This window comes from Nocardia sp. NPDC050630 (assembly GCF_044457245.1).
Taxonomy (GTDB): domain Bacteria; phylum Actinomycetota; class Actinomycetes; order Mycobacteriales; family Mycobacteriaceae; genus Nocardia.
The window spans coordinates 754,216-778,374 of sequence record NZ_JBITGN010000001.1 but is presented as its reverse complement, the minus strand read 5'-3'; the positions used below and the strand labels follow the sequence as shown (position 1 = coordinate 778,374).

Here is a 24,159-nt window from a genome sequence, read left to right as displayed (position 1 = left end):
CCCGACCGCTCGCTCGGCCACCACGGAGCGAGTCTTACCAGCGACCATTCGCGGTCCGTCTCGCGTTCGAGTGGACCGAGCCCATGCGCCGCAGGCACGGCAAATCAGACAGAGCGCTGTTGGAGGCGTTCGACGTATTTGGCAATGACATCGACTTCCAGGTTCACCGTGCTGCCGACGGTGGCGGCGCCCAGATTCGTCATGGACAGGGTGGTCGGGATCAGCGAGACCTCGAACCAGTCCCGATTGCCGTCGGCGGCCGGTGCGTCGGCGATGCCGAGGCCCGAGACGGTCAGTGAAATACCGTCAACGGTGATCGAACCCTTCTCCACTACATAGCGGGCGATCGCGTCGGGCAGGGAGATGCGCACGACCTCCCAGTTCTGCGACGGTGTGCGCGCGAGCACAGTCCCGGTGCCGTCGACGTGGCCCTGCACCAAGTGGCCTCCGAGCCTACTGTTCAGCGCAGCCGCACGCTCGAGATTCACCCGCGAACCCGTGCCGAGTCCGCCGATGCTGGAGCGATTCAACGTCTCCTGCATCACATCGACGGTGAACGAATCGCCGTCGACCACATCGACAACGGTCAGGCAGACGCCGTTGACGGCGATCGAATCACCGTGTCCGGCATCGGAAGTGACCAGCTTGCCCCGGATCGTCAGCCGAGCGGCATCGGCCAGCTCTTCGGTGGCGACGATCTCGCCGAGTTCCTCGACGATGCCTGTGAACATGCCTTGACTCCCTGTCGCGTGGTTTCTACGGTTGCCGAACAACCGGGATCCGGCGACTATTCCCGCCGGTACGCCGATCCTCCTCAGCCTAACGACGCGGAGTCGTAGACGGCACGGCGGTTCCAGCCAGCGGTCGGTGGATATACCGAGGTTCGGCAAGTAGCGGGAAAGCGGACCGCAGGTCTGCGTGGCGCACATCGAACCAGCGGCAATTATTTTTCGACGGGAAATATTACGCATCCGCGCGGAAATATCGCCGTTTCCCCGGCGACAATGATTATTAATTCCCATTTCCACAACCACGCGAACGGATTTCATCCGTCACACTTAACGTCGCACCGGTCTCAATACCCAACGGAAACACGATTACGCCAAAACCTTGCGCAGCGCCGAAAATGGTCGCAAGATTGTTATGCAGCTGATTCCTACCGTTCAACTCGACCCCAGCAATGCAGTCCGGAACGGTTCCACCCGGTCCGACGCGGTCCGGTGAGTTCGATCCAGGGACATTCACCACTCGAGGAAGCCAGAGACAGCCGTGGGTCAAAACAGGTTCGACACTTATGGGGGTGCTGCGTGACCACCCTTGTCGATTCGACGCTGGAAGTTCGCTGCGCGCAGTACCGGCGCGAATTTCATATGCCGGCATCAATCGACCCGACGTCCCGCCGCATCCTGCTCCATATCGGCGCCCATTACGGCGCGATCACGATGCCCGCCGAACTGGGCGTACTGGTGCAGCAGCAGCTCATCCAGGCACAGATCGCCGCACCGGTGGTGCACCACCCGCGAGCCGAGCGCTGGACCTTCATTACCGGTCCGACCCGCGCCGATACCCTCAGCGCGGCCGTCTCCGCGCAGTTGTTCCGGCTGTACGCGACCGTCGCCTGCACCGGGAGTCAGGTTGTGCTGCCCTCACCGGATGACGAGCGCACCGGCTATCGCACCTGGATCCAGCCGCCGGAGAACGCGAAGACCCTGCCACCGCTGAGCGCGGTGATCGAGGCAACGCGCGCCATCGGCGGCCGGAAAGCGCCCGCCCGCTAGCAGTTTCGCGAGCTAGGAACTGCGCAGCGCTGCGGCCTGCTGCCGCAGCTTTTCGACGGTCGCACCCGGATCGGCGGTGTTGTAGACCGCGGATCCGGCGACGAAACAATCGATGCCAGCCTCCGCGGCGGCCTCGATCGTGTCGGCATTGATGCCGCCGTCGATTTCCACGATCAAACGCAGCTCGCCCGCGTCCACCAGTCGGCGCACGATGCGCGACTTTTCCAGCACGTCCGCAATGAACGATTGCCCGCCGAAGCCCGGCTCCACGCTCATCACCAGCAATGTGTCGAAGTGCCGCAGAATTTCCAGATACGGCTCGATCGGCGTATTCGGCTTCACCGAAAGACCCGCCTTGGCGCCGGCCGCGCGAATATCGCGCGCGACCGCGATCGGATCGTCGGTCGCCTCGGCGTGGAAGGTGACGTTGTACGCACCAGCCTCCGCGTAGGGCGGAGCCCAGCGGGCCGGATCGTCGATCATCAGATGGCAGTCGAGCGGAATGTCGGTGGCTTTCAACAGACTTTCGACCACCGGAAGTCCGAGGGTGAGATTCGGCACGAAGTGCGCGTCCATCACATCGACATGCAACCAATCGGCGCCATGCACGGCTTTCGCCTCATCCGCGAGGCGGGCGAAGTCGGCGGCGAGGATGGAAGGGGCGATCATCGGCGTGGTCGGGCGCGTAAACGTCGAAGAGGACACATCGCGGGAGCTTACCGGTACCTAGGGTTGCTCCGGCCGGGAGTGGGTAGCCTGCATAAGGTGATCAACATTTCGGCGGAACAGGGGCTCTACAGCACCCCGGTGGAGATTCGGGTGGCTGCGTCGGTGACGCAGCTGCCGATCGTGCGCGGGCTCGCCGAAACACTGGTGCTGCTCAGCGATTTCACCCTCGATGAGGTGGCCGATATCCGGTTGGCCGTGGACGAGGTGTGCTCGACGCTGATCGCGGTCGCGGCACCGGCGACCAGCCTGCACTGCCGGTTCACCGTGGGTGATACCGAATTGCTCGTCAAGGTGACCGGCCTCGCCGGGAAGGAGGGGCTGCCGGATCAGCGCAGCTTCGGTTGGCATGTGCTGCGCACGCTCACCGATGAAGTACACGCGACACAGGACCCATTCGACTCGGCCGCATCCGGATATCCGACGACGGTGGAGTTCCGTCGGGTCCGGGGGAAAGCGTAGTGGCGGACGAGAACATCGTGTCCGACGCCGAGCAGGACGACACCGAACCCGTGCTGACCGAAGAGGCCGCGGAGGAAGTCGAAACCCTCCAGGCGTCCGGCGCGGGGTACGACGATGTCGGCGCGCTGTTCGAGCAGCTCGCCGCAAGTAAACCGGGCACCGCGCGGCATACCGCACTGCGTGCCGAGCTGATCGGCCGGTGCATTCCGCTCGCGGATCACATCGCACGCAAATTCAGCGGTCGCGGTGAGCCGTTCGACGATCTGACGCAAGTGGCGCGGGTCGGTTTGGTGCACGCGGTGGACCGCTTCGATATTTCGCGCGGCTCCAACTTCCTATCCTTCGCGGTGCCGACGATCATGGGTGAGGTGCGTCGCTATTTCCGCGACAACACCTGGGCCATGCGGGTACCGAGACGGGTGAAGGAGACTCATCTGCGCATCGGCGCGGCCATCGACGCGCTCTCCCAAACCCTCGGCCGCTCCCCCACCGCGAAAGAGATTGCCGCCGAACTCGATGTGGACCCCGACGAGGTGACCCAGGCCGTCATCGCCGGCAACGCCTACCAGCCGAGTTCCATCGATGCCGCCTCACTCGGGCGCGATACCGAGGCATCGCTACTGGACACCCTCGGCGAAGAGGAATCCCAATTCGACCGGGTGGAGGAGTATGTCGCGATCCGTCCGCTGCTCGCCGGACTCCCGGAACGGGAACGCCGCATACTCACCATGCGGTTCTTCGAATCGATGACGCAGACCCAGATCGCTCAGCGCATGGGTATTTCGCAGATGCACGTCTCGCGTATTCTCGCGAAAACCCTTGCGCGCCTGCGCGAACAGTCCGCCCGCGACTGAGCCGCGTCAGCGTGCCTGCCGTTTGCGTAGTTTCGCGGGCGCCGACAACCACCAGGCGGCGTCGAGCAAGCTCGCGGAGTTGATCGGGCTCGATCCGGTCGAGGTCGATGAGGATGTCAGGGTTTCCGTCGTAGTGCGGGTTGGTGTAGAAGGCCGGGCCACCGGAAGCGACCATGGCCTCCTTCTCCGCCATCTCGCACCGCAGCAACGCCCGCCGACCTGTCACCGTCGCAGGCCGACTGTCGCGGCGGACGCGCGATCTGAGGTCTGGTGCTACTCGAGAGGCTTGCGTAGGGCCGCGAGGAACATGGCGTCGGTGCCGTGGCGGTGCGGCCACAGTTGCGCGCCGGGGCCGTCGCCGACATCGGTGACGCCGGGGAGGAGGTCGCGGGTGTCGAGTTGGATGGCGTTGGTGCGGCGGGCCGCGTCGGCCACCACCGCGACGGTCTCCAGCAGGTGCGGGGAGCAGGTCGAGTAGAGGACCACGCCGCCGGGGCGAAGGAGATCCCATGCGGCGGTAAGGAGTTCGCGTTGCAGCACGACCAGTTCGGCGACATCGGCCGGGGTCCGCCGCCAGCGCGCCTCCGGGCGGCGACGCAGTGCGCCGAGGCCGGTGCACGGGGCGTCGACGAGGATGCGATCGTAGCCGGGGGTCAGGCCGCTCTCGCGACCGTCGGCGACATGTACGTCGACGGGTAGGTCATGCACGACCTTGCGGACGAGTTCGGCGCGATGTTCGGCCGGTTCCACCGCGTCGACGCGATGGCCGTCGATGGCGGCGATCGCACCGAGCAGGGCCGCTTTGCCGCCGGGCCCCGCGCACAGGTCGAGCCAGCGGCCGTTGTCCTGGCCCTCCAATTCCGCGCGGGTCAGCGCGAGTGCGACAAGCTGACTGCCCTCGTCCTGAACTGCCGCCATACCTTCGCGGACGGGTTCCAGCTTGCCCGGATCGCCGCCACCGTCGAGGTAGACCGCGTACGGCGACCATTTGCCCTCTTCGCCACCCGTCACCAGTGCCAGCTCCTCGGCGGTGATATCGCCGGGACGAGCCACCAGATGCACGATCGGACGAGCATCGTCGGCGGCCAGCACATCCCGCAGTTCGCCGGCCCGGGCGCCGAGCGCATCCGCGAACGCCTGCGCGATCCACACCGGATGCGCGAACTCGAAAGCCAACCGCCCCACCGGATCTCGCGGCGCGAGTTCATCCACCCACGCGTCGACGGACTTCTCCCCCGCCCGCCGCAGCACGGCATTCACGAAACCCGCCTTGCCCGCACCGAATTCCATGCGCGCCAAGGCCACCGACGTATCCACTGCCGCATGCGCCCCGATCCGGGTGCGCAGCAACTGATATGCCCCGAGTCGCAGCACATCCAGCAGCGGCCCATCGATCTCGTCAACCGGCCGCCCAGCGCCCGCCGCGATCACCGCATCGAGCAACCCGAGCGAACGGCAGGCCCCGTATGTCAGTTCGGTCGCCAGCGCCGCATCCCGCCCCGAAATCCGCCGCTCGCGCAGCAGTCCCGGCAGCACCAGATTCGCGTAAGCCTCCCGCTCCCGCACCGCCCGCAACACATCCCGCGCCACCAGCCGCACCGGATCGCCATGGGTCACTGAATCCTTTTGCCGCCCACGGCCTTTCGGTGCATTTGCGGTCCGATCCGAAGTGCCGCCAGCCCTGCCGCCTGCGGTCGAAGCCGAACTCCCGGCACGATTCGACCGTCGCTCATCACCGCCCATAGACCGCTTACCCGGCCGCCCTTGGTTTCCTTCCGCGGAACCGGACTTCGCCGAATCCGACCGATTACCCCGTCGCTGCCCGCCGGATGCCACACCGCTGCCCTGCGAACGCGCACTCTGGTCTGGCGAGGCGGCCGAATTCCCGGGCTTCGCCAGATCCCTTTGTCCGGCAGCGGTACCTTCCCGATCGGCCCGCGCGGTGCTGCCCTGCCATCCACCGCGCACCGAGCCTTTGCGCTGCGCCGAAGTCGAGTCTCTGCGCGGGGACGAACCGCCCCCCGATGATGCGGATTTTCGCTGTTCGGTCATATTCCGCCGCTCTGCTCGGGTCCGCGGCCCATCGCCACGGCTCTGGTCGGTGCGCGACGGTCGGGCTTCGTCGTCGCTCCGCGTAGTCTGCGAAGTCTTCCGTTGTGCACCACTTTTCGATGACGACGCGCGGGCGAGCCAACCGCCGTCGACGGATTTCTCGGCGGACTTGCGATTCGTGGTCATTCGACCACCGCGCCCGGCTGCAGGCGTGCGCCGCGGGCCCAGTCGAGGGCGGACATCATGCGTTTGCCCTGTGGCTGGACCTGATCGAGGCGGACCGCGGTAGTCGCGGTGCCGACGAAGACGCCGGATTTGCGGACCTCGATCGTCCGTTCCGGCAGGACTTCCTCGACCATCTCGACCGGACCGACCTTCAAGCGGGTGCCGTTGACCTCGGTCCAGGCACCGGGTGCGGGAGTGACCGAGCGAATGCGGCGATTGATCGCCAGCGCGGGCTGATCCCAGCGGATATGTCCGGCCTCGACCGGTACCTTGGGCGCATAGGAAACACCGTCCTGGGCTTGTGGAACCGCTTGCAGCGTCCCGTCTTCCACGCCGTCGAGCGTCTTCTCGAGCAGTACCGCCCCGCTGTTCGCGAGCCGGTCGAGCAACGCGCCCGCGGTATCGGTCACCGCGATCTTTTCGGTCACCACACCGAAGACCGGCCCGGTGTCCAAGCCGGCCTCGATCCGGAACGTGGACGCGCCGGTGATCTCGTCGCCCGCGTCGATGGCCGCCTGCACCGGCGCCGCGCCACGCCATGCGGGCAGCAGCGAGAAGTGCAGATTGATCCAACCGAAGCGCGGAATATCGAGAACCTGCTGCGGCAGTAGCGCACCGTAAGCCACCACCGGACAACAGTCGGGGGCCAATTCAGTGAGCTGCTCGATGAATTCGGGCTCGGCGGGGCGCCGTGGCGTCAGCACCGGAATGCCATGCTCATCGGCGAGCCGCCCGACCGGCGACCGTTGCACCTTGCGCCCGCGCCCGGCGATCGCATCGGGCCTGGTCAGCACGGCGAGCACCTCGTGCCGCTCGGAATCGATGAAACGCTGCAGCGACGGGACGGCCGGTTCCGGTGTGCCCGCGAAGACAATGCGCATCAGCGACCCCGTCCGAACGGTCCGGCCTCGGTCGAGCCGAGTGCACGCGAACTGCGCACGGTGATACCCGCACTGAACCAATCGGATTCGCGAATGGTGCGCATGGCCTCCTTGCGCTGGGCGGGATCGAGCCGATCGATGAACAGCACACCGTCCAAATGATCGGTCTCATGCTGCACACACCTGGCCAGCAGGCCCTCGGCCGCGAATTCCACCGGCTTACCGTTCACGTCGACACCGGCGGCCCGTACCCGCAGGGCGCGACGCGTGTCATAGCGCAGCCCGGGAATGGACAGGCAGCCCTCGGGCCCGACCTGCTCCTCCGCTCCGACCACCTCGTAGGTCGGATTGATCAAATGTCCGCTGGCGTCCTCGGTGTCGTAGACGAAAACCCGCAGACCGACACCGATCTGCGGAGCGGCCATCCCGACCCCGCCGTCATCGTGCATGGTTTCGGTCAGATCGGTGACCAACTGCCGCAGCTCACGATCGAATTCGGTGACCTCCGCCGCACGTGATCGCAGGATGGGATCGCCGAAGAGGCGAACGGGCTGAATGGTCACGGTGGCGGCTCCCCAAAACGATGAATACGGTCGACTCATTCTAGAGAGCGGCACCGTTCACACCCGATCTCCCCGACTGAACAGGAAAAAGCTGGTAGAACTCCAGTGCGGTCCGGGCGGGGTGTTCAGCCCTCCGCCCGGCCGCCCGAAGGCGACCGCGCAATCACCGTTCGTCTGCGGTGCACTCGCCGTACGTCCGATCGCATATTTCCGTGCGAAGCGGCAGAGGTAGTCAGCGCTGATCCAGAGAAGGCAATACCGTTTCACTGATGATCAGCAGCACCGCGGCAGCGACCGGAATGGCTAGCAGAGCACCGACGATCCCGAGCAAAGCACCGCCGAGCAGAACCGACACGACGGTCACGATCGCCGGCACCTGCACGGTTCTCCCGATGATTCTGGGCACCAGTACGTAGTCCTCGAACAACCGCAGGACGATGAAGAAGATGATGGTTGCCACCGTGACGGGCAGGGATACGGTGAGCGCGACCATGGCGACGATGATTCCGGCCAGGGTGGAGCCCACCACCGGGATCAAATCAAGGACGGCAACCAGAACGGCCAGTAAGAGCGGATAGGGCACGTCGAAGATCAGCAGCCAGACGAAGGTCAACACCGCGGTTATCAGCGAAATGAACAGATTGCCGAGGATGTAGCCGCCGACCTTCACGAAGATCTCGTCGCCGATCAGGATCGCCCGAGGTCGGCGCGAGCGTGGAAACAGTCGGTAGATCGAAGTTCGAACCTGTGCGAAATTGGCCATGAAGTAGCCGGTGAGCACCGCGACGACCACCGTGCCGCTGACGATGCTGAATACGAGACGGCCCGCGCCGAGGATGCCACCGGCCAGCTTCGAGGGATCGGATCCGAGTCCTTGCTGGACGCGGTCCTGGAGATGGAAGCGAGTGTTGAGCGTATCGATCAGTGGATATCGTTGCGCGAGATGGTCGACGTAGTCCGGAGCATTGTGGACCAGCGCGCTGCCCTGGGTGATCAGTGGCGGTATCGCGGCCGCGAGAAACCCGGCCAGCAAACCCATCGCGACCAGGAACACGGCGGTCACGGCAGCCCATCGTGGAAACCACGGCCGAACCAACCACGATACGACCGGTTCCAACCCTATTGCCAGGAACAACGCGATGGTGATCAAGACCAGAACTTGACTCACTGCGATAAGTGCTTGGATCGCGCCGTAGGTCACCGCCACTCCGGCGGCGCCCGCCATGCCGACCATGAACGGCGATCGCGGATCGAATCGTCGCCCCGGCTTGCCAAGCGGGTTCTGCGCCGTGCTGGCCCGCGCCGCCGCCGCTTCCGCGGTAACGATCGGTCCGCCTTCGTCGGTGGTGTGGGGTTGCGCGACCAAGTCCCGGTGGCCCCGCTCCGTCCCTCGAGGGGTGTGGTGCTCCTCGGGTTCTGCGGTGTCGTCATTCCGCATCGGACCGCCCTCTTGCTCGACCTGTGCCATGTCGACGTACCCGTAGGCCGATCATGGAAACAGCACCGACGGCCGGTGCCTGTCAAGGTTATTTCCGGCGTGTTTCCGAGCGCGGCTGAACGTCGACCATATCGCCGAACCGACGTAGCGTCGATGGGGTGATTGTTCCTGAGCACCTGCCGACCACAGTCGGCGAGTTGCGCGCTGGCGGCCATCTGCCGCGCAGCGTGAAGTCCGAGATTCGCGAGAACCTGTTGTCCCGGTTGGGTTCCGGCGACGATCCGTGGCCGGGCATCGTCGGCTTCGATCGAACCGTCCTGCCGCAGCTGGAACGTGCGCTGCTGGCCGGCCATGATGTCGTCCTGCTCGGTGAGCGCGGCCAAGGAAAGACCCGGCTGCTGCGCACCATGATCGGCCTGCTCGACGAGTGGACCCCGGTCATCGCGGGTACCGAACTGGGCGAGCATCCGCTCGCGCCGATCAGCCCGGCCGGTCGCCGACTGGCCGAGGAATTGGGCGATGACCTGCCGGTCACGTGGCGGCATCGCACCGAGCGCTATGCGGAGAAACTCGCCACGCCGGATACCTCCGTCGGTGACCTCATCGGCGATGTCGACCCGGTCAAGGTGGCCGAGGGTCGCAGCCTCGGGGACCCCGAGACCATCCACTTCGGACTCGTACCGCGCGCCCACCGCGGCATTGTCGCCATCAACGAACTGCCCGATCTCGCCGAACGCATTCAGGTCGCGCTGCTCAATGTGATGGAGGAGCGCGATATCCAGGTCCGCGGTTACACGCTGCGACTACCGCTGGACGTGCTGCTCGTCGCCACCGCCAACCCCGAGGACTACACCAACCGCGGCCGTATCATCACCCCGCTGAAGGACCGGTTCGGCGCGGAGATCCGCACCCACTATCCGCTGAGCGTGTCGGCCGAGGTGGCGCTGGTCCGGCAGGAGGCCGAACTGGTCGCCGAGGTCGGCGACCCGCTGATAGAGGTACTCGCCCGGTTCGTACGGCATCTGCGCGAATCGTCCGCGATCGACCAGCGCTCCGGTGTGTCCGCGCGATTCGCGGTCGCCGCCGCGGAAACGGTGGCCGCTGCCGCACTGCGCAGGTCGGCGCTGACCGGCGAACACCCCGCCGTCGCGCGGCCTGTCGACCTGGAATCCGTACCCGCGGTATTGCGCGGCAAACTGGAATTCGAGTCCGGTGAGGAAGGACGTGAGCAGGAGCACCTCACACACCTGATGCGGCGTTCATTCGCCGAGGCCGGGAGTGCACTGCTGGGGGGGCTGAATCTGCGGCCGTTGGCGGAGGCGGTCGGCGACGGTCATCTGGTCACCACCGGCGAACGTGTACCGGGCAAGGATGTGCTGTCCGCGTTGCCGGAACTGCCGGTCCTGCACGAGGTCGCGCGTCGGCTCGGGGTCGGCGCGGACGAACCGCCTGCTCGGATTGCATCGGCGGTCGAATTCGCGCTGGAAGCCCTCTACTTGGCTCGCCAGATCGCCAAGGATTCCGACGACGGCGTCGCGGTGTACGGCTCGTGACCGCCCCGGACCGTTACGCCTACGGGCCGTATCACGATGGGCCCGATCCGCTGGCGCCCCCGCTGGATCTGCGCGAAGCGCTGGACCTGATCGGGCGCGACGTGATGGAGGGCAGTTCGCCCCGCACCGCATTGGAGGAGCTGCTGCGCCGCGGTATGCGGGAAACGCGGGGGCTCGATGAGCTCACCCGGCAGGTGTGGCAGCGCCGCGCGGAGATCAGTCGCCGACACCGGCTCGACGGCACCCTGCAACAGGTCCGTGAACTGCTCGAGCAGGCTCTGAAAGCGGAACGCCGCGAATTGTTCCCGGATCCCTCCGACGACGCCAGATTCGCCGAAGCACAGCTGGACGCATTGCCGCCGAGCACCGCGGCCGCGGTCAACGAGCTGGCCGGATACCAGTGGCGATCCGAAACCGGCAGGGCAAACTACCAGAAGATCCGTGACCTGCTCGGTCAGGACCTGCTCGAATCCCGGTTCCAGGGCATGAAACAGGCGCTGGAGAACACCACACCCGAGGACGTCGAGCGCGTCGGACGGATGCTGTCCGATCTGAACGACCTGCTCGCCGCGCATGCACGCGGCGAGGACACCGAACAGCAGTTCGCCGAATTCATGGCCGAACACGGCGAATTCTTCCCGGAGAATCCGCGCAATACCGATGAGCTGATCGATGCGCTCGCCGCCAGGTCCGCCGCCGCACAGCGCATGCTGAACTCGATGTCGGCAGAGCAGCAAGCCGAACTGGCCGAGCTGATCGGGCAGGCATTCGGCGATCCGCGCATTGCCCAGCAGGTCGCCGCCCTCGACGCCGCCCTCCGGGAACTGCGCCCGGGCGAGGACTGGGACTCCGGCCAACGGTTTCGCGGCAACGACCCGTTGGGCCTCGGTGCGGGCACCCAAGCCCTGCAGGATCTCGCCGAACTGGACGCGCTTGCCGAGCAGCTCAGCCAGTCGTATCCGGGTGCCAGTATCGAGGATATCGATCTGGACGCCCTGGCCCGCCAACTCGGCGAGGACGCCAGTGTGGATGCCGCGCGACTGGCCGAGCTGGAACGCGAACTGCGCAGACAGGGCGTATTCGAACGGGCACCGGACGGGTCACTTCGGTTGACGCCCAAGGCTTTACGACGGCTCGGCGAGACCGCGCTGCGCGATGTCATCGGGCAGTTGCGGTCTCGGCGCGGCGAGCGGGACACCCGGTTGGCCGGTGCGGCGGGCGAGCCGACGGGCGCTACCCGGGCATGGCAGTTCGGCGATACCGAACCGTGGGATGTACCGAAGACCGTGCGCAATGCGGTATTGCGTTCGATGTCGGTGGGCAGTCGCAGCGTCGGGCTCGATGTATCCGATGTCGAGATCATGGAAACCGAGCAGCGCTCGCGGGCCGCGGTCGCACTCTGCGTCGACACCTCGTGGTCGATGGTGCAGGAAGGCCGGTGGCTGCCGATGAAGCGCACCGCCCTCGCGGTGCATCAGTTGATCAGTACCCGATTCCGCTCCGACGCACTGAGTCTGATCACCTTCGGTCGGCACGCCACCACCGTCGATATCGGCGAACTGACCGCGCTGGAAGGCGTTTGGGAACAGGGCACCAACCTGCACCACGCACTGCTGCTGGCCGCACGCCATCTGCGCAGACATCCGGACGCGGTGCCCGTCGTGCTCGTGGTGACCGACGGCGAGCCGACCGCGCACCTGGAGCCGAACGGCGCGGCCTACTTCAACTGGCCGACCGCACCGCGCACGCTGGCCGTGACGATGGCCCAGGTCGATGCCCTGGCCAAACTCGGCGCATCGGTTACCGTCTTCATGCTCGGCGAGGACCCGAGCCTGGCCGCATTCGTCGATTTGGTCGCACGGCGCAGCGGCGGGCGGGTGGTGGCGCCGGATCTGGACGGACTCGGTGCCGCAGTGGTCAGCGACTACCTGCGCGGCAGGCGCCGTTGATCCGCTAGTCGCCGACCACGACAACCTTTCCCGTGGCGTGGCCTTCCTCTTGGTATCGCACGGCCGCGGGTATTTCGATGAACGGATAGGTCCGGTCGATGACCGGGGTGATCTTTCCGTCCTCGATGAGCTCGGTAAGCGCCATGAGATTTTCCCTGTTGCGAGCGCATCGGGTCACCTCCGCCAATGCCACTCGCTGCGAGATGAACGGCCCGAGCGCCAAGGCCGCGAATATCCGTCCGGCAGGTTGCAGCCAACGACCCGCCGGGCCGCCAACCGCGACATAAGTGCCCTGGGCAGTCAGCACGCGGCGGCTTGCCGACATCGAGCGGCTTCCCGCGATATCCACCAGCAGGTCGTAGCGCTGCCCATTGCGCGTGAAATCCGCTGCGGTGTAGTCGATCACCGCATCCGCACCGAGCGAGCGGACCAGCGCCATGTTCCGCGTGCCGCAAACACCGGTGACGACCGCGCCGAATGCATGCGCGAGTTGCACGGCGAACGTGCCGACGCCTCCAGAGGCGCCGTTGATCAATACCCGCTGCCCAGCTTCGATCCGTCCCTCGTCACGCAGCGCCACCAACGCGGTATTTGCCGCCAGCGGTACCGCGGCCGCCTGCTCGAACGACAGATTCTTCGGCTTCGGCGCCAATTCGCTTGCCCTGACACATACGTACTCGGCGAAGCCACCGCCTCTGAGCATCGCGAATACCTCATCGCCGGGCCGGAATCCGGTCACCGCCTTGCCGATATCTTCGACCACGCCCGCCACATCGGCGCCGAGGATGGCGATGGACGGCTTACGCAATCCGACGCCCCCACCCATCAACCGCGCGATATATGGCTCTCCGCGCAGGAAATGCCAGTCATAGGGCTGTACCGAGGTTGCCCGCACGCGAACCAATACCTCGTCGTCGGCAGGTACCGGCTGATCGATATCGGTGAGAGTCAGCTGCTCCGGTGGTCCGAATGCACGAAGGACATAGGCCTTCATCGTGTTCTCCTCAGATCTCGGCACCGAGACGCAGCCCGCGCTCATGAGCCTTACGACGTAAGGTACCCTTACGTTGTAAGGCTCGTCAATAGCCGCAGCGAGCCACTCCGATCGAAGTCATTACGGGTCAAGCAGTCTCACGCAAACGGTCGAGACCATCGAGAATCAGATCGAGCGCGAATTCGAATTCGAACTGGTCATCACACCAACCGAGCGTCGAGTCCGGATCGTCGTGGGCGACCTCGCGCAGCATCCCGACCAGATTCGGGAGCGCCTCGGCCATTGCTTCGAGCGCGGCAACTGCTTCCGCATCGACCGGTCCGTCGCTGGGATCGAACAACTCCTGGGTGAAACCCAGTGCCCGACTACCGAGTACATGCATCGCATGGTGAGTCTGGTCGTAGGAGAAACCGCCCGCGCGCATCAGCCCGAGCAGGCCGTCGTAGTAGCGCAGCACGGCCTGGCTGGTATTGGTCCGCGTCTGAAACACACCGGGCGCCCACGGATGTCTGAGCAGCACCTCGCGCGCCGATAGAATCCGCTGCCGCACGGCTTGCTTCCAGGCGGCAGCGGCAGCGGGCGCATCAATGTCGGCAACGACCTGATTGATCTCCCCCACGATGACATCGACCACGCCGTCGAGCACATCTTCCTTATTGGCCACGTGGTGATACAGCGACATCGCCTCGACCCCGAGCAGTTCTGCCAACCGACGCATCGTCAGCGCTTCGATACCACTCTCGTCGGCGATGCCGATCGCCGCGGAAAGTACTCGCATCCGGCTCAACGGGATTCGAGACTCGACTTCGGCGGGCATCTACGAATCCTCCCATACGGCGTTAGTGCGGTATGGAGAGCAGAAACCGGGCGAAGGATCGATGCCTCCGCCCGGTCACCAGGATTCAGGAATGTCCGGCGATGATGACCTCGGGGATGCCAGTGCCGAGCGGCACCTCCCGACAGGTGGGAGCGGGTGCGTGGACCGGGTCCAGCGTCCGCAGCAGCAGTTCCTGCACGAATGGGTCGTAGACCATGTGGAAGTGACCCGTCTGGTCGACCGGACACTCGTCCTGCAGTGCGATATTTTCCGCATTCGGGCCATGCAGGGCGATATTGCTGAACGGCTGAATCATCTCGTCGACACGGCTGCCGATGGTCACATAGTGCGGGCCGGGCACGGTGTCACCGCCTGCATTGAGTTCGACCATCAGAGACGACCCCTGCACCTGCTGCACCGCGGCGAGCGAGGTGACCTGCGCGAAGGCCTGCAGCGCACCCGGAATCGACTGCGCCACCGGCACCAGTCCATACATCACCCCGCCGTAACTCGGCGATGCGAGGCCGATCCACTGACCGACTTTCGGCGCGCCGCCGAGCTTGTTCACGTAGTAGCGAGTGACGTTCGCGCCCTGGGAAAATCCCACGATGTCGACCTGGGTGGCATTGGTAGCGGCCAGTACCTGGTCGACGAATGCGCCGAACTGGTAGGCGCTGACCCACATGTCCTCGGTGCCCCAGGTGTCTTTGCCGGGCGCACCGCCGTAATTGAGTGCGAAGACACAGAAGCCGAGCGCCGAAATCTGCGGACCGATGGCCGCCCAGTCGGAGTAGGCCGAGGAATCGGTGCCGTGCGCGAGGACGACCGGGCGGGGATGCTCGCGCGTCGGCTTGCAATCGAAGTCGTTGGTACCGGCCGGGGCAATGTTCTTGTGCGCCTTCTGATACACCGCGGCGGCCAGATGGTCCGATTGGAACGGGCCGGTCTGGGTGGGTACATCCGGCGGACGATATCCGGCGATCGGCGCACTCACCGGCGCGGGATCAGCTGGTTCGGCACCCGCTATGGGTGCCGCGCCGAAGCCGATGAAGACGGCTCCGGCCAAGACACCGGCAGACACCGCACGCCTGAACTGTGATACTCCCCAACCCCACGACCAACTTGGCTGTTCCATATCACAATGATGTACCCGATCAGCTCGAAAAGTGCACGCTCAGGCGATATTTCACATTGCCATCACTTTTCGGGGGCGTCGTCCTCGGCGAGAATGCGGTATAGCGACTTGCGCGCCTCGGTCAGCACCTCCGCGGCCCGAGTCGCCTGCTGCGCAGTACCCGCCGCCGCGACCTGAGCAGCCGCACCCATCAGCTGTCCGATGAGCGCGCGCAGATCCATTGCCTGGGTGCCGACATCCTCTTTGACATCAGCCCACGGATCGCCGAGTTCGTCGCGATGCTCGGCGACATAGGTCTCGCCCGCATCGGTGAGCTTGGCGGTCTTGCGACCGGCGACCTTCTCGATGAGCACCAGCCCCTCATCCTCGAGCTGTGCGAGCGCCGGGTAGATGGATCCCGGACTCGGGCGCCAGACATCGTCGCTGCGCTCCCTGATCTGCTGAATCAGCTCGTAGCCGTGCATCGGACGCTCGGTGAGCAGCAATAACACCGCAGCACGTACGTCGCCGCGCCTGCCCCGACCGCCGCGGCCGCGCCCACGTCCGAAGCCCGGCCCGAAACCAGGACCGAAACCCGGCCCGAACTCGGGTCCGAAACCATGCCGCCCACCGCGGCGATGCTGGCGACGACCGGCGTCACCCTCGTCGTGCCCCGGCTTGCGCCAGCGACCCCGACCTCTGAATTCTCCGTATTCGATGTTTTCCATGTCAGCCTCCTTGGGCTCTCGTGTATATCTCACAGTATCGACGATATATCGGCAATGCATCGCATGCAAGTGTGATGGGCGACACGAACCGACCGAGTGCTCTCACCGAGGTCAGCGCCGGCGTCGACGACCTATCCGGCGTCGAACAAAGACCACCACCACCGCGGCCCTCGACTTCGGACTGATATGAGGAACGGCCGCACTTCGTCGACCAAGCTGTATAGGGACTTGTCACATGCGCGGAATGCGCCGGTTGAGCAAGTTGCCAACGAACTGCCGAATGCCGGTCGGCACCTACAGACGGCAACCGCAGCGGTTAGGGCGCAAGCGAATCGATCCAGCGCTCGAGCCGAAGCCCCTCGGTCACCATGAGTTGAGGGTCGCGGAAAGTATTGGTCAGCAACGAGATCCCCTGATAGGCGGCGAACAGCGCAACCGCGAGCTCCCTCGCATCCGCGCGACCCATCGCGATGAACTGTTGCTCGATCCACTCGAGCAGCCTGCGCATACTCGCCGCCGATGCCAGCTCCAGCCCGTCGCCACGTTTGCCCAGCTCCGAGGCCAGAGTTCCGGTGGGGCAACCGAACTGCGCGGCACTGTCTCGTTGGTCGACCCAGCCGCGAACCAGCGCCTTCAGCCGGTCTTGCGGCTCGTCGTAGCACTCCAGCGCGGTGATCAACTCCCGCAGCGTCCGCGCATGTGCGCCGAGTGCGGCCTCCACCAGCTGATCCTTGGTCTTGAAGTAGTAGTACACATTGCCGAGCGGAACCTCGGCGGCCCGCGCGATATCGGCGATGGTCGTCTTCTCCACACCTTGCTCGTGGAACACCTGGGCGGCCGCGGCGGCGAGACGTTCCCGCTTGCCCGCCTTGGGCGTCATGCGCCGACCTTCGACTGAGTTAGTCACACAACTAACTATAGACAAGCTTCCGCTACATCGACTACGGTCGATTTAGTCAGTTAACTAACTCAGGAGTGAACGTGATCGTAGTGACCGGAGCGACCGGCAATATCGGACGAACCCTCATCCAGCACCTTGCCGCCGCCGGCGAGCAGGTGACCGCCGTATCCCGTGGGACTCAGGACATCGCGGTGCCCGACGGCGTTCGGCATCGGCGGGCTGATCTGGCGGATCCCGAAAGCCTCTCCCCCGCAGTCGAAAACGCGGAGGCCCTTTTCCTGCTGCTGACCGGACCTCAACTGGTGACCGGACCTGATCCGGTGCGGTTCATCGAGGTCGCCGCGGCGGGCGGAGTCAAGAAGATAGTGCTGCTCTCGTCGCAGGCGACGGGTACGCGGCCCGGACTCGTCTCACATGCGCGACTGCATGCGTTCGAGTCCGCGCTGCAGCGATCGGAGGTGGACTGGACGATTCTGCGGCCCACCGGATTCTTCTCCAACACCTACGCGTGGATCGAGTCGATCCGGGCCGAGCAATTGATTGCCGCACCCTTCGCTGATATCGCGCTGCCCGCGATCGATCCCGGCGATATCGCCGAAGTCGCGGCGACCGTATTGCGCACGGACGGACATTCCGGACGCACCTACGAACTGACCGGTCCCGCCACGATCAGTCCGCGTCAGCAGGCGCGTGCCGTCGAAGCTGCGTTGGGAACCCCGCTGCGGTTCGTCGAATTGACCCGCGAGCAGGCGCGTTCCGGCATGTTGCGATTCATGCCGGACGATGTCGCGGATGGCACGCTCGATATCCTCGGCACGCCGACGCCCGCCGAGCAACAGGTCAGCACCGATGTCGAACGGGTACTCGGGCGGCGCGCGACCTCGTATGCCGAATGGGCGCAACGCAATCGCGCCATCTTCGGCTGACACTGGCCACCGTTGCGCATTTGCTGCTCGCCCTGGCGATCTCGCACATCGACGCCGAGGGCGAGCAGCGCCTCGTCGAGATCATCGACGAGGCTTCTTGTCCGCCATCGCTCGCCTATTGGAGCGCATCGGCGTATCGATTTCCGCTTGGTCTCCGGGTGTCCATCGATCCGGCCAGGGAACTCCGCGCGATACGGATCGTTGTGCTCGCCCCAGAACCGTTCGATATCGGGGGCACTCGGATCTGTAGCACGAAAGTGGACCGGTGGCAGTTTCTTTCGATCTGTTGGAACCATGTCCGCAACCTCGCGAAAACGGCGCCGCTGGCTACGCACGATCTGTGCTGCTCGCGCCTGTTCCAGGCGAGTTGGAAGTGGTCGTAGGCGACGGTGCGCGCCGGGCTGCGGTTCAGTCTCAGCCGATGTCGACCGGGTCGATTTGGACTCGGAGGGGGGCGTCGGAGCGGTGAGTGCTGCGGACGGCCTGGGCAGCGGTGAGGGCGCGAGCTAAGGCAGCGCCGGAGGTGCGGTTCACGCGCAGAAGCATGCGTTCGACTTCGGCCGGGGTATCGCCACTGTCGAAGGGTTTGCGCGCGCCGGGCGGGAGTGGCACCGGGCCGAGTAGGTCGACATTGTCGGGAAGCTTTGCGGCGGAGAGCAATTCGGCAATGGAATCGGAGGTCCCGTCGATCGCGGCCATCCGCACGGCGGGCGGGAAGCCGACTTCGGCGCGGCTGGCCACCTCGGCGCGGGCGTGGCCGAGTGGGTCCCAGCGCAGCAACGCCTGGACGGTGGGCAGCGAGGGTTCGGCCATGACGATGACCTGACCGTGATTGCGCACCAGGGTGGCGGCCGACATCCAGCGGCGCAGCGTGTCCTCGGCGGCGCGCAGGTCCGCGCGACTCAGTAGCGCCCAACCGTCGAGCAGCAGCGCGACGCCATAGCCGCCGGGCAGCACCGGCTCCGCACCGACTGTCGCGACAATTACCTGCGGACCCGGTTCCACCGTGTCGAGTATCGCGCCGCCGCTGGACCCGCGAATCGGCACACCAGGAAAAGCCCGACCGAGCTCCTCAGCCGTGCGAACCGCGCCGATGACCACTGCACGCAGCGCCCGGGACGCGCACACCGGACAGCGGTATGCGGCCTCGGTGATTCCGCACCAGCGGCACGCGGGACTATGCGCCGTCGCGCTGCGATGCCCGGCTCGCCCATCCGGCAGGGCGAGCGGGCCGTTGCAGTGCCGACATCGTGCGGGCGTGCGGCATTTCGCGCAGGCCAGCGCGGGAATGTAGCCGCGCCGCGGTACCTGCACCAGGACCGCCGCGCCTTCCGCGAGTGCGGATCGCGCGGCAGCGTAACCAACGGCAGGAATGCGGACCGCCCGCGCGACCGGGTCTCGCTCCATCGCGATATCAGAGTCGCCCGGCGCACTGATACGCGGCGAAAATTTACGCACCACGGCACGATCGGCGACCAGATCGTGTGCCCACCCCGAATCGACCACCGCCTGGATCTCCGCCGTCCGGGCGAATCCGGCAGCTACGAAGGCCGCACCGGTCTCGTGTGCCCGCAGCATCGCGACCTCGCGCGCATGCGGATACGGCGCGCGCGGCTCGGCATAGGTGTCGTCCCCGTCATCCCAGATCGCGATCAGCCCGAGGTCGACCGCGGGCGTGAACACCGCACTGCGCGTCCCGACAATCACTCGCGCAGTTCCCCGCAATGCCGCCAACCACCGCCGGTACCGCGCCGCCGGTCCCAACCCCGCCGCCAATCCGACCGCCGAATCGCCCACCAGCCGAACACATTCGGCCAATACCCGATCCAGATCCCGCTGATCCGGCACCATCAGAATCGCACTGCGCCCCCGACCGACGACGACCGCCGCCAACTCAGCCAACCGCCGTGCCCAATCCTCCCCCGGTACCGCCTGCCACCCCGCCCGCACCCCTTTCCCCTGCCCCAGCGCTGATACAAACGCTGCCCCATGAATGTATCGCTCCCAAACCTGCAGATCCACCCCGTCCGGCAGCTCCCTGCCGCTCGAATCAGCCGGCGCCGCAGCAGTATTCGCCGCTTCGGCGGCATCGACAACGAGCAAACCCTCCGGCGCGGCCGCCCCTGCTCCGGCAGCGCCAGGACCAGCACCAGCCTGCCCTGCTGACGCCACGGCACCAGAATCCGCCATCAATTCGATCGAATCCGACAGCGCCTCCGCCCCAGCCCCCGCCGCCTCCGCATCTCTTGCGTTGCCAGCATCCGCAGAACCCGCACCCGCGGGCCCTACCGACGCCACAGCACCAGAATCCGCCATCAGTTCGATCGGATCGGACAGCGACGCCCCAGCCACACTGTCGGCCGACCGCGCGGGCACCGAACCAGTAGAGGATCGAACCTGTGCTACATCGACCGCCTCGCCCCGTGCCGTACGCGCATCGACGGAATAATCGAGCTCTGCGATCACATCAACAGAGGCAGCGGCTTCGCCAGATTTGTCCGCTGTAGCAGCATCACCCACCGACTGCGGGTCGCTGGAATCCACCACGGCCGCTGCGGCATTCAGAGTTTCGGCAGGCCGGACGGTCTCGGCTTGCGACGCCGCCGAGTCGCCTACCGGCACCGGATCCGGCGACGACGAACCCTGCGACGACGATGCGGCCGCGGGCGGTTCGACTGCGGAATCGTCGGCAAGTCGACGATCGAGCGACGCGCGCAAGGTTCCGGATGTGCGAGCCGGCCCGCGCGAAGGAATCGGCGTCTGTGTCGCTCGACTAATAGACCTCTCGGGGCCGTCGTCAGTCGAGTCGGCCGAATCTTGCTGCGGCTCTTCGGGTTCCACCACCTTCTTCGAGCCGCCGTTCTCGGTGCGCGCGTGACGCGGCGGAATCGCGAGGCGTAGGACGTCAGCACGGGTGCCTGCGTAGCGGGCGGCTACGGCCGTGGCAAGGCGCAGGATTTCCGGGGTCAGAACGCGTTCTGCCGAGACCACGCGTTCGAGTTTGACCAGTTTGCCGGTGTGGTCGCTCTGGGACAGACGGGCCAGCAGGTACCCGTCGACGAGTCGCCCCGCGAAGCGGACGCGGACTCGGACACCGGGTTGGGCGATTTCGTCCAATTCCGGCGGCACCAGATAGTCGAAGTCGCGGTCCAGGTGAGCAGGCGACAGCAGCGGGAGCACCCGTGCGATCGGGTGTCCCGCTGCTGTCGAATCGTGCGTCGTCGCGGCTCCGGCATCCATGGGAGCCGTGGCGGTGAGATCCGCTGTGGATTGGTGCACGCGGCCCCGTTTTAACTACAGGCCTACGGCCGCGCGCATCAGGCAGGGCCTCCCAGGGCAGGTCGACGTATCCATCTCAGCCGCTCCTACACGCCCACGGCCACACGCAGTTTGTCCGCACGCATCAGGCAGTGCCTCCCAGGGCCGGTCGAGGTTTCCATCTCAGCCGCTCCTACAGGCCTACGGCCGCACGCAGTTTGTCCGCACGGTCGGTGTGCTCCCAGGGCAGGTCGACATCGGTGCGGCCGAAGTGGCCGTACGCGGCGGTCGGCGCGTAGATCGGGCGCAGCAGGTCGAGGTCACGGATGATCGCGCCGGGGCGCAGGTCGAAGACCTCGGTGATGGCCGTGGCGATGCGCGACGGATCGACCTTCTCGGTGCCAAAGGTTTCGACGAACAGGCCGACCGGTGCGGCCTTGCCGATGGCGTAGGCGACCTGGACCTCGACCCGGTCCGCAAGACCGGCCGCGACAACATTCTTGGCGACCCAGCGCATGGCGTAGGCGGCCGAACGGTCCACCTTCGACGGATCCTTACCGGAGAATGCGCCACCACCGTGGCGCGCCATCCCGCCATAGGTGTCGACAATGATCTTGCGACCGGTCAGGCCCGCATCGCCCATCGGACCACCGAGGACGAACTTGCCGGTGGGGTTGACCAGCAGGCGAATATCGGAGACATCCAGCGGCGCGGGCAGATCGAGATCGGCGAGCACGACGTCGACGACCTTCTCGCGGATATCGGGTGCCAGCAGGTTATCCAGGTCGATATCGGCGGCATGCTGGGTGGAGATGACGACCGTGTCGAGGCGAACGGGGCGATTCCCGTCGTACTCGATGGTCACCTGGGTCTTGCCATCCGGACGCAGGTATGGCAGCACACCCGACTTGCGGACCTCGGTCAGCCGACGCGAAAGCCGGTGTGCGAGTGCGATCGGCAACGGCATCAGCTCGGGAGTATCGGTATTGGCGTAGCCGAACATCAGGCCTTGATCGCCCGCGCCCTGCCGCTCGATCTCGTCATCCGATCCGGCGGTGCGCGCCTCGTGTGAGGTATCGACGCCCTGTGCGATATCCGGCGACTGCGCGCCGATCGCAATATTCACACCGCAGGAATTTCCGTCGAATCCCTTTGCCGACGAGTCGTATCCGATTTCCAGAACCTTTTCGCGGACGATTTTCGGAATATCCGCATAAGCCGATGTAGTGACCTCACCCGCGACGTGGACTTGGCCGGTGGTAACGAGAGTTTCCACCGCGACCCGGCTGCGCGGATCCGCCGCGAGCAGTGCGTCGAGGATGGAATCGCTGATGGCGTCACAGATCTTGTCCGGATGACCTTCGGTCACGGACTCACTGGTGAAAAGGCGGCTGCCGGACGTGGGCACAGTTCTTCCCTCTCCCTCAACGGGTTACTCGTATCGGATTGCGACGGTAACGCGATGTGGCCACCGCACAACCCTTCATTCAGACTATTCCAAACCACCGACGCGACGGGTTTGACGACAGGCAACTGTCTCAGACTATTGAAATCCGTCGATATATCGGGCCGGGGCTCCAGCCTCCAACACATCGACCAGTCCGGGTTGCGGTCGACAACAGCCTAACCATCACTCGGCGGCGTATCCACCGGACACCCTCGATGTCCAGCAAACCAAGCGCGGCAATGAGTCTCAGCGCAGCAGCGGACCGAGTGCATCCAGCACCCGGCTCGCGAGCAATGCCTTCGATCCGTGGTCGAGTGCCTGTTCGGTGCCGTCGGCACCGAGCAGCCAGCCGTCGTTGGTGTCGACCTCGAACGCCTTGCCCTCACCGACCGCGTTGACGACCAGCAGATCACAGCCCTTGCGCGCCAGTTTCGCCCGCGCATGTGTGAGCACATCGCCGTGTTCGTCACCGGTTTCGGCGGCGAAGCCGACGATGGCGGTTCCGGGTAGCTGACCGTCGCGACGCGTCTGAACCAGTCCGGCGAGAATATCGTCGGTTTTGGTCAGCGGGATCATATCGGGCTCGTGTGCGCCCTTCTTGATCTTGGCCGCGGCCACGGTGGTCGGCCGGAAGTCGGCGACGGCCGCGGCCATGATCACCGCATCCGCCCCGAGCGCATGCTTCTCGACGGCGGTCTTGAGCTGTTCGGCGGTGGTGATGTGTACGAGGTCGACGGCGGCGGGTGCGGCCATCTCGATCGTATTGCCCGCGATCAACGTGACGTGGGCGCCGCGCTGTGCGGCGACCCTGGCCAATGCGTAGCCCTGCTTGCCGGAGCTGCGATTGCCGAGGAAACGCACCGGATCCAGCGGTTCCCTGGTACCGCCCGCGGTGATCACCACGCGACGGCCCACCAGATCACGCGGAATGGCATCGGCGCGTTCCAACAGCAGCGTGGCCAGACCGAAGATCTCCTCCGGCTCGGGTAACCGTCCGGGACCGGTATCGGTACCGGTCAACCGGCCCGATGCGGGTTCCATGACGATCGCACCGTGCGCGCGCAGTGTCGCGACATTGGCGACGGTGGCCGGATGCTCCCACATCTCGGTATGCATCGCGGGCGCGAACAACACCGGACATCGGGCCGTCAGCAACGTGGCGGTGAGTAGATCGTCGGCGCGACCCTGTGCGGCACGCGCCATCAGATCGGCGGTCGCCGGGGCGATGACAACAAGGTCCGCCTCCTGACCCAACCGCACATGCGGCACCTCGGGCACATCGGTGAACACATCGGTGTGCACCGGGTTCCCGGACAGTGCCTCGAAGGTTGCCTTGCCGACGAACTGCAGCGCCGACTCGGTGGGGATCACCCGTACCTGGTGCCCGGTCTCGGTGAACCGGCGCACGATCGAACAGGCCTTATAGGCGGCGATCCCCCCGCCGACGCCGACGACGATCCGTGTGGTCACTACGCCTCCGGCCTAGATGTGGT

The 24,159-nt window shown here is 65.7% G+C and carries 21 protein-coding genes; 7 read left to right on the top strand and 14 right to left on the bottom strand.

The window, feature by feature from the left end; genetic code table 11:
- Nucleotides 1–104: 104 nt before the first annotated feature.
- A complete protein-coding gene (locus ACIBG0_RS03455; protein ID WP_397028804.1) occupies nucleotides 105–731 on the bottom strand; it encodes a riboflavin synthase in 627 nt (208 codons plus the stop codon).
- 576 nt (nucleotides 732–1,307) lie between these two features.
- Here ACIBG0_RS03455 and ACIBG0_RS03450 point away from each other — a divergent pair.
- On the top strand, nucleotides 1,308–1,778 hold the full coding sequence (locus ACIBG0_RS03450; protein ID WP_397028802.1) for a hypothetical protein: 471 nt from the start codon (nucleotides 1,308–1,310) through the stop codon (nucleotides 1,776–1,778).
- A 12-nt stretch (nucleotides 1,779–1,790) separates the two neighbouring features.
- On the opposite strand, the gene rpe is transcribed toward ACIBG0_RS03450, so the two are convergent.
- Nucleotides 1,791–2,447, bottom strand: coding sequence for a ribulose-phosphate 3-epimerase (gene rpe / locus ACIBG0_RS03445; protein ID WP_397030180.1), 657 nt, complete (start codon nucleotides 2,445–2,447; stop codon nucleotides 1,791–1,793).
- A gap of 96 nt (nucleotides 2,448–2,543) precedes the next feature.
- Between rpe and ACIBG0_RS03440 the strand changes: the two genes are divergently transcribed.
- Together ACIBG0_RS03440 and ACIBG0_RS03435 are read left to right on the top strand one after the other, a co-directional pair.
- Complete coding sequence (locus tag ACIBG0_RS03440; RefSeq protein WP_397028800.1) at nucleotides 2,544–2,966, top strand: ATP-binding protein; 423 nt, start codon at nucleotides 2,544–2,546, stop codon at nucleotides 2,964–2,966.
- Nucleotides 2,966–3,820 (top strand): RNA polymerase sigma factor SigF, encoded by an 855-nt coding sequence (locus tag ACIBG0_RS03435; RefSeq protein WP_397028798.1) that lies wholly within the window; start codon nucleotides 2,966–2,968, stop codon nucleotides 3,818–3,820. Before ACIBG0_RS03440 ends, ACIBG0_RS03435 begins: the two co-directional genes overlap by 1 nt.
- Before the next feature lie 273 nt (nucleotides 3,821–4,093).
- Here ACIBG0_RS03435 and ACIBG0_RS03430 read toward each other — a convergent pair whose 3' ends face one another.
- The 4 genes from ACIBG0_RS03430 to ACIBG0_RS03415 form a co-directional block, all read right to left on the bottom strand.
- Complete coding sequence (locus ACIBG0_RS03430) at nucleotides 4,094–5,563, bottom strand: RsmB/NOP family class I SAM-dependent RNA methyltransferase (RefSeq protein WP_397030178.1); 1,470 nt, start codon at nucleotides 5,561–5,563, stop codon at nucleotides 4,094–4,096.
- Between the two features lie 491 nt (nucleotides 5,564–6,054).
- Nucleotides 6,055–6,978 (bottom strand): methionyl-tRNA formyltransferase, encoded by a 924-nt coding sequence (gene fmt / locus ACIBG0_RS03425; protein WP_397028796.1) that lies wholly within the window; start codon nucleotides 6,976–6,978, stop codon nucleotides 6,055–6,057.
- Nucleotides 6,978–7,541 carry a peptide deformylase gene (gene def / locus ACIBG0_RS03420; RefSeq protein WP_397028794.1) on the bottom strand — a complete coding sequence of 188 codons (564 nt, stop codon included), beginning with the start codon at nucleotides 7,539–7,541 and terminating at the stop codon, nucleotides 6,978–6,980. The genes fmt and def overlap by 1 nt, the downstream gene beginning before the upstream one ends.
- A gap of 232 nt (nucleotides 7,542–7,773) precedes the next feature.
- Nucleotides 7,774–8,979 (bottom strand): AI-2E family transporter, encoded by a 1,206-nt coding sequence (locus tag ACIBG0_RS03415; RefSeq protein ID WP_397028792.1) that lies wholly within the window; start codon nucleotides 8,977–8,979, stop codon nucleotides 7,774–7,776.
- 158 nt (nucleotides 8,980–9,137) lie between these two features.
- Here ACIBG0_RS03415 and ACIBG0_RS03410 point away from each other — a divergent pair, with 158 nt between their 5' ends.
- Both ACIBG0_RS03410 and ACIBG0_RS03405 read left to right on the top strand, forming a co-directional pair.
- A complete protein-coding gene (locus tag ACIBG0_RS03410) occupies nucleotides 9,138–10,532 on the top strand; it encodes an ATP-binding protein (protein ID WP_397028790.1) in 1,395 nt (464 codons plus the stop codon).
- Entirely contained in the window at nucleotides 10,529–12,481 is a 1,953-nt protein-coding gene (locus tag ACIBG0_RS03405; protein WP_397028788.1) for a VWA domain-containing protein, read from the top strand. The genes ACIBG0_RS03410 and ACIBG0_RS03405 overlap by 4 nt, the downstream gene beginning before the upstream one ends.
- Before the next feature lie 4 nt (nucleotides 12,482–12,485).
- On the opposite strand, the gene ACIBG0_RS03400 is transcribed toward ACIBG0_RS03405, so the two are convergent.
- The 5 genes from ACIBG0_RS03400 to ACIBG0_RS03380 form a co-directional block, all read right to left on the bottom strand.
- The gene (locus ACIBG0_RS03400; RefSeq protein WP_397028786.1) at nucleotides 12,486–13,475 is read right to left on the bottom strand and encodes an NAD(P)-dependent alcohol dehydrogenase; all 990 of its coding nucleotides are present in this window, start codon (nucleotides 13,473–13,475) and stop codon (nucleotides 12,486–12,488) included.
- A 127-nt stretch (nucleotides 13,476–13,602) separates the two neighbouring features.
- Nucleotides 13,603–14,292, bottom strand: coding sequence for a TetR/AcrR family transcriptional regulator (locus ACIBG0_RS03395; RefSeq protein ID WP_397028784.1), 690 nt, complete (start codon nucleotides 14,290–14,292; stop codon nucleotides 13,603–13,605).
- An 85-nt stretch (nucleotides 14,293–14,377) separates the two neighbouring features.
- A complete protein-coding gene (locus ACIBG0_RS03390; protein WP_397028782.1) occupies nucleotides 14,378–15,427 on the bottom strand; it encodes an esterase/lipase family protein in 1,050 nt (349 codons plus the stop codon).
- A 62-nt stretch (nucleotides 15,428–15,489) separates the two neighbouring features.
- Entirely contained in the window at nucleotides 15,490–16,134 is a 645-nt protein-coding gene (locus ACIBG0_RS03385) for a PadR family transcriptional regulator (RefSeq protein WP_397028780.1), read from the bottom strand.
- Between the two features lie 316 nt (nucleotides 16,135–16,450).
- The gene (locus tag ACIBG0_RS03380; protein WP_397028779.1) at nucleotides 16,451–17,041 is read right to left on the bottom strand and encodes a TetR/AcrR family transcriptional regulator; all 591 of its coding nucleotides are present in this window, start codon (nucleotides 17,039–17,041) and stop codon (nucleotides 16,451–16,453) included.
- Nucleotides 17,042–17,115: 74 nt separating this feature from the next.
- On the opposite strand from ACIBG0_RS03380, the gene ACIBG0_RS03375 reads away from it, so the two are divergent.
- Both ACIBG0_RS03375 and ACIBG0_RS03370 read left to right on the top strand, forming a co-directional pair.
- Nucleotides 17,116–17,961, top strand: coding sequence for an NAD(P)H-binding protein (locus ACIBG0_RS03375; protein ID WP_397028777.1), 846 nt, complete (start codon nucleotides 17,116–17,118; stop codon nucleotides 17,959–17,961).
- Nucleotides 17,928–18,344 carry a hypothetical protein gene (locus ACIBG0_RS03370; protein ID WP_397028775.1) on the top strand — a complete coding sequence of 139 codons (417 nt, stop codon included), beginning with the start codon at nucleotides 17,928–17,930 and terminating at the stop codon, nucleotides 18,342–18,344. The genes ACIBG0_RS03375 and ACIBG0_RS03370 overlap by 34 nt, the downstream gene beginning before the upstream one ends.
- Nucleotides 18,345–18,375: 31 nt before the next feature.
- On the opposite strand, the gene ACIBG0_RS03365 is transcribed toward ACIBG0_RS03370, so the two are convergent.
- From ACIBG0_RS03365 to coaBC, 3 genes are all read right to left on the bottom strand, one after another.
- A complete protein-coding gene (locus ACIBG0_RS03365; RefSeq protein WP_397030176.1) occupies nucleotides 18,376–21,201 on the bottom strand; it encodes a hypothetical protein in 2,826 nt (941 codons plus the stop codon).
- Nucleotides 21,202–21,412: 211 nt separating this feature from the next.
- The gene (metK, locus tag ACIBG0_RS03360) at nucleotides 21,413–22,627 is read right to left on the bottom strand and encodes a methionine adenosyltransferase (protein ID WP_397028773.1); all 1,215 of its coding nucleotides are present in this window, start codon (nucleotides 22,625–22,627) and stop codon (nucleotides 21,413–21,415) included.
- 285 nt (nucleotides 22,628–22,912) lie between these two features.
- Nucleotides 22,913–24,136 (bottom strand): bifunctional phosphopantothenoylcysteine decarboxylase/phosphopantothenate--cysteine ligase CoaBC, encoded by a 1,224-nt coding sequence (gene coaBC, locus ACIBG0_RS03355; protein WP_397028771.1) that lies wholly within the window; start codon nucleotides 24,134–24,136, stop codon nucleotides 22,913–22,915.
- Nucleotides 24,137–24,159: the final 23 nt, after the last annotated feature.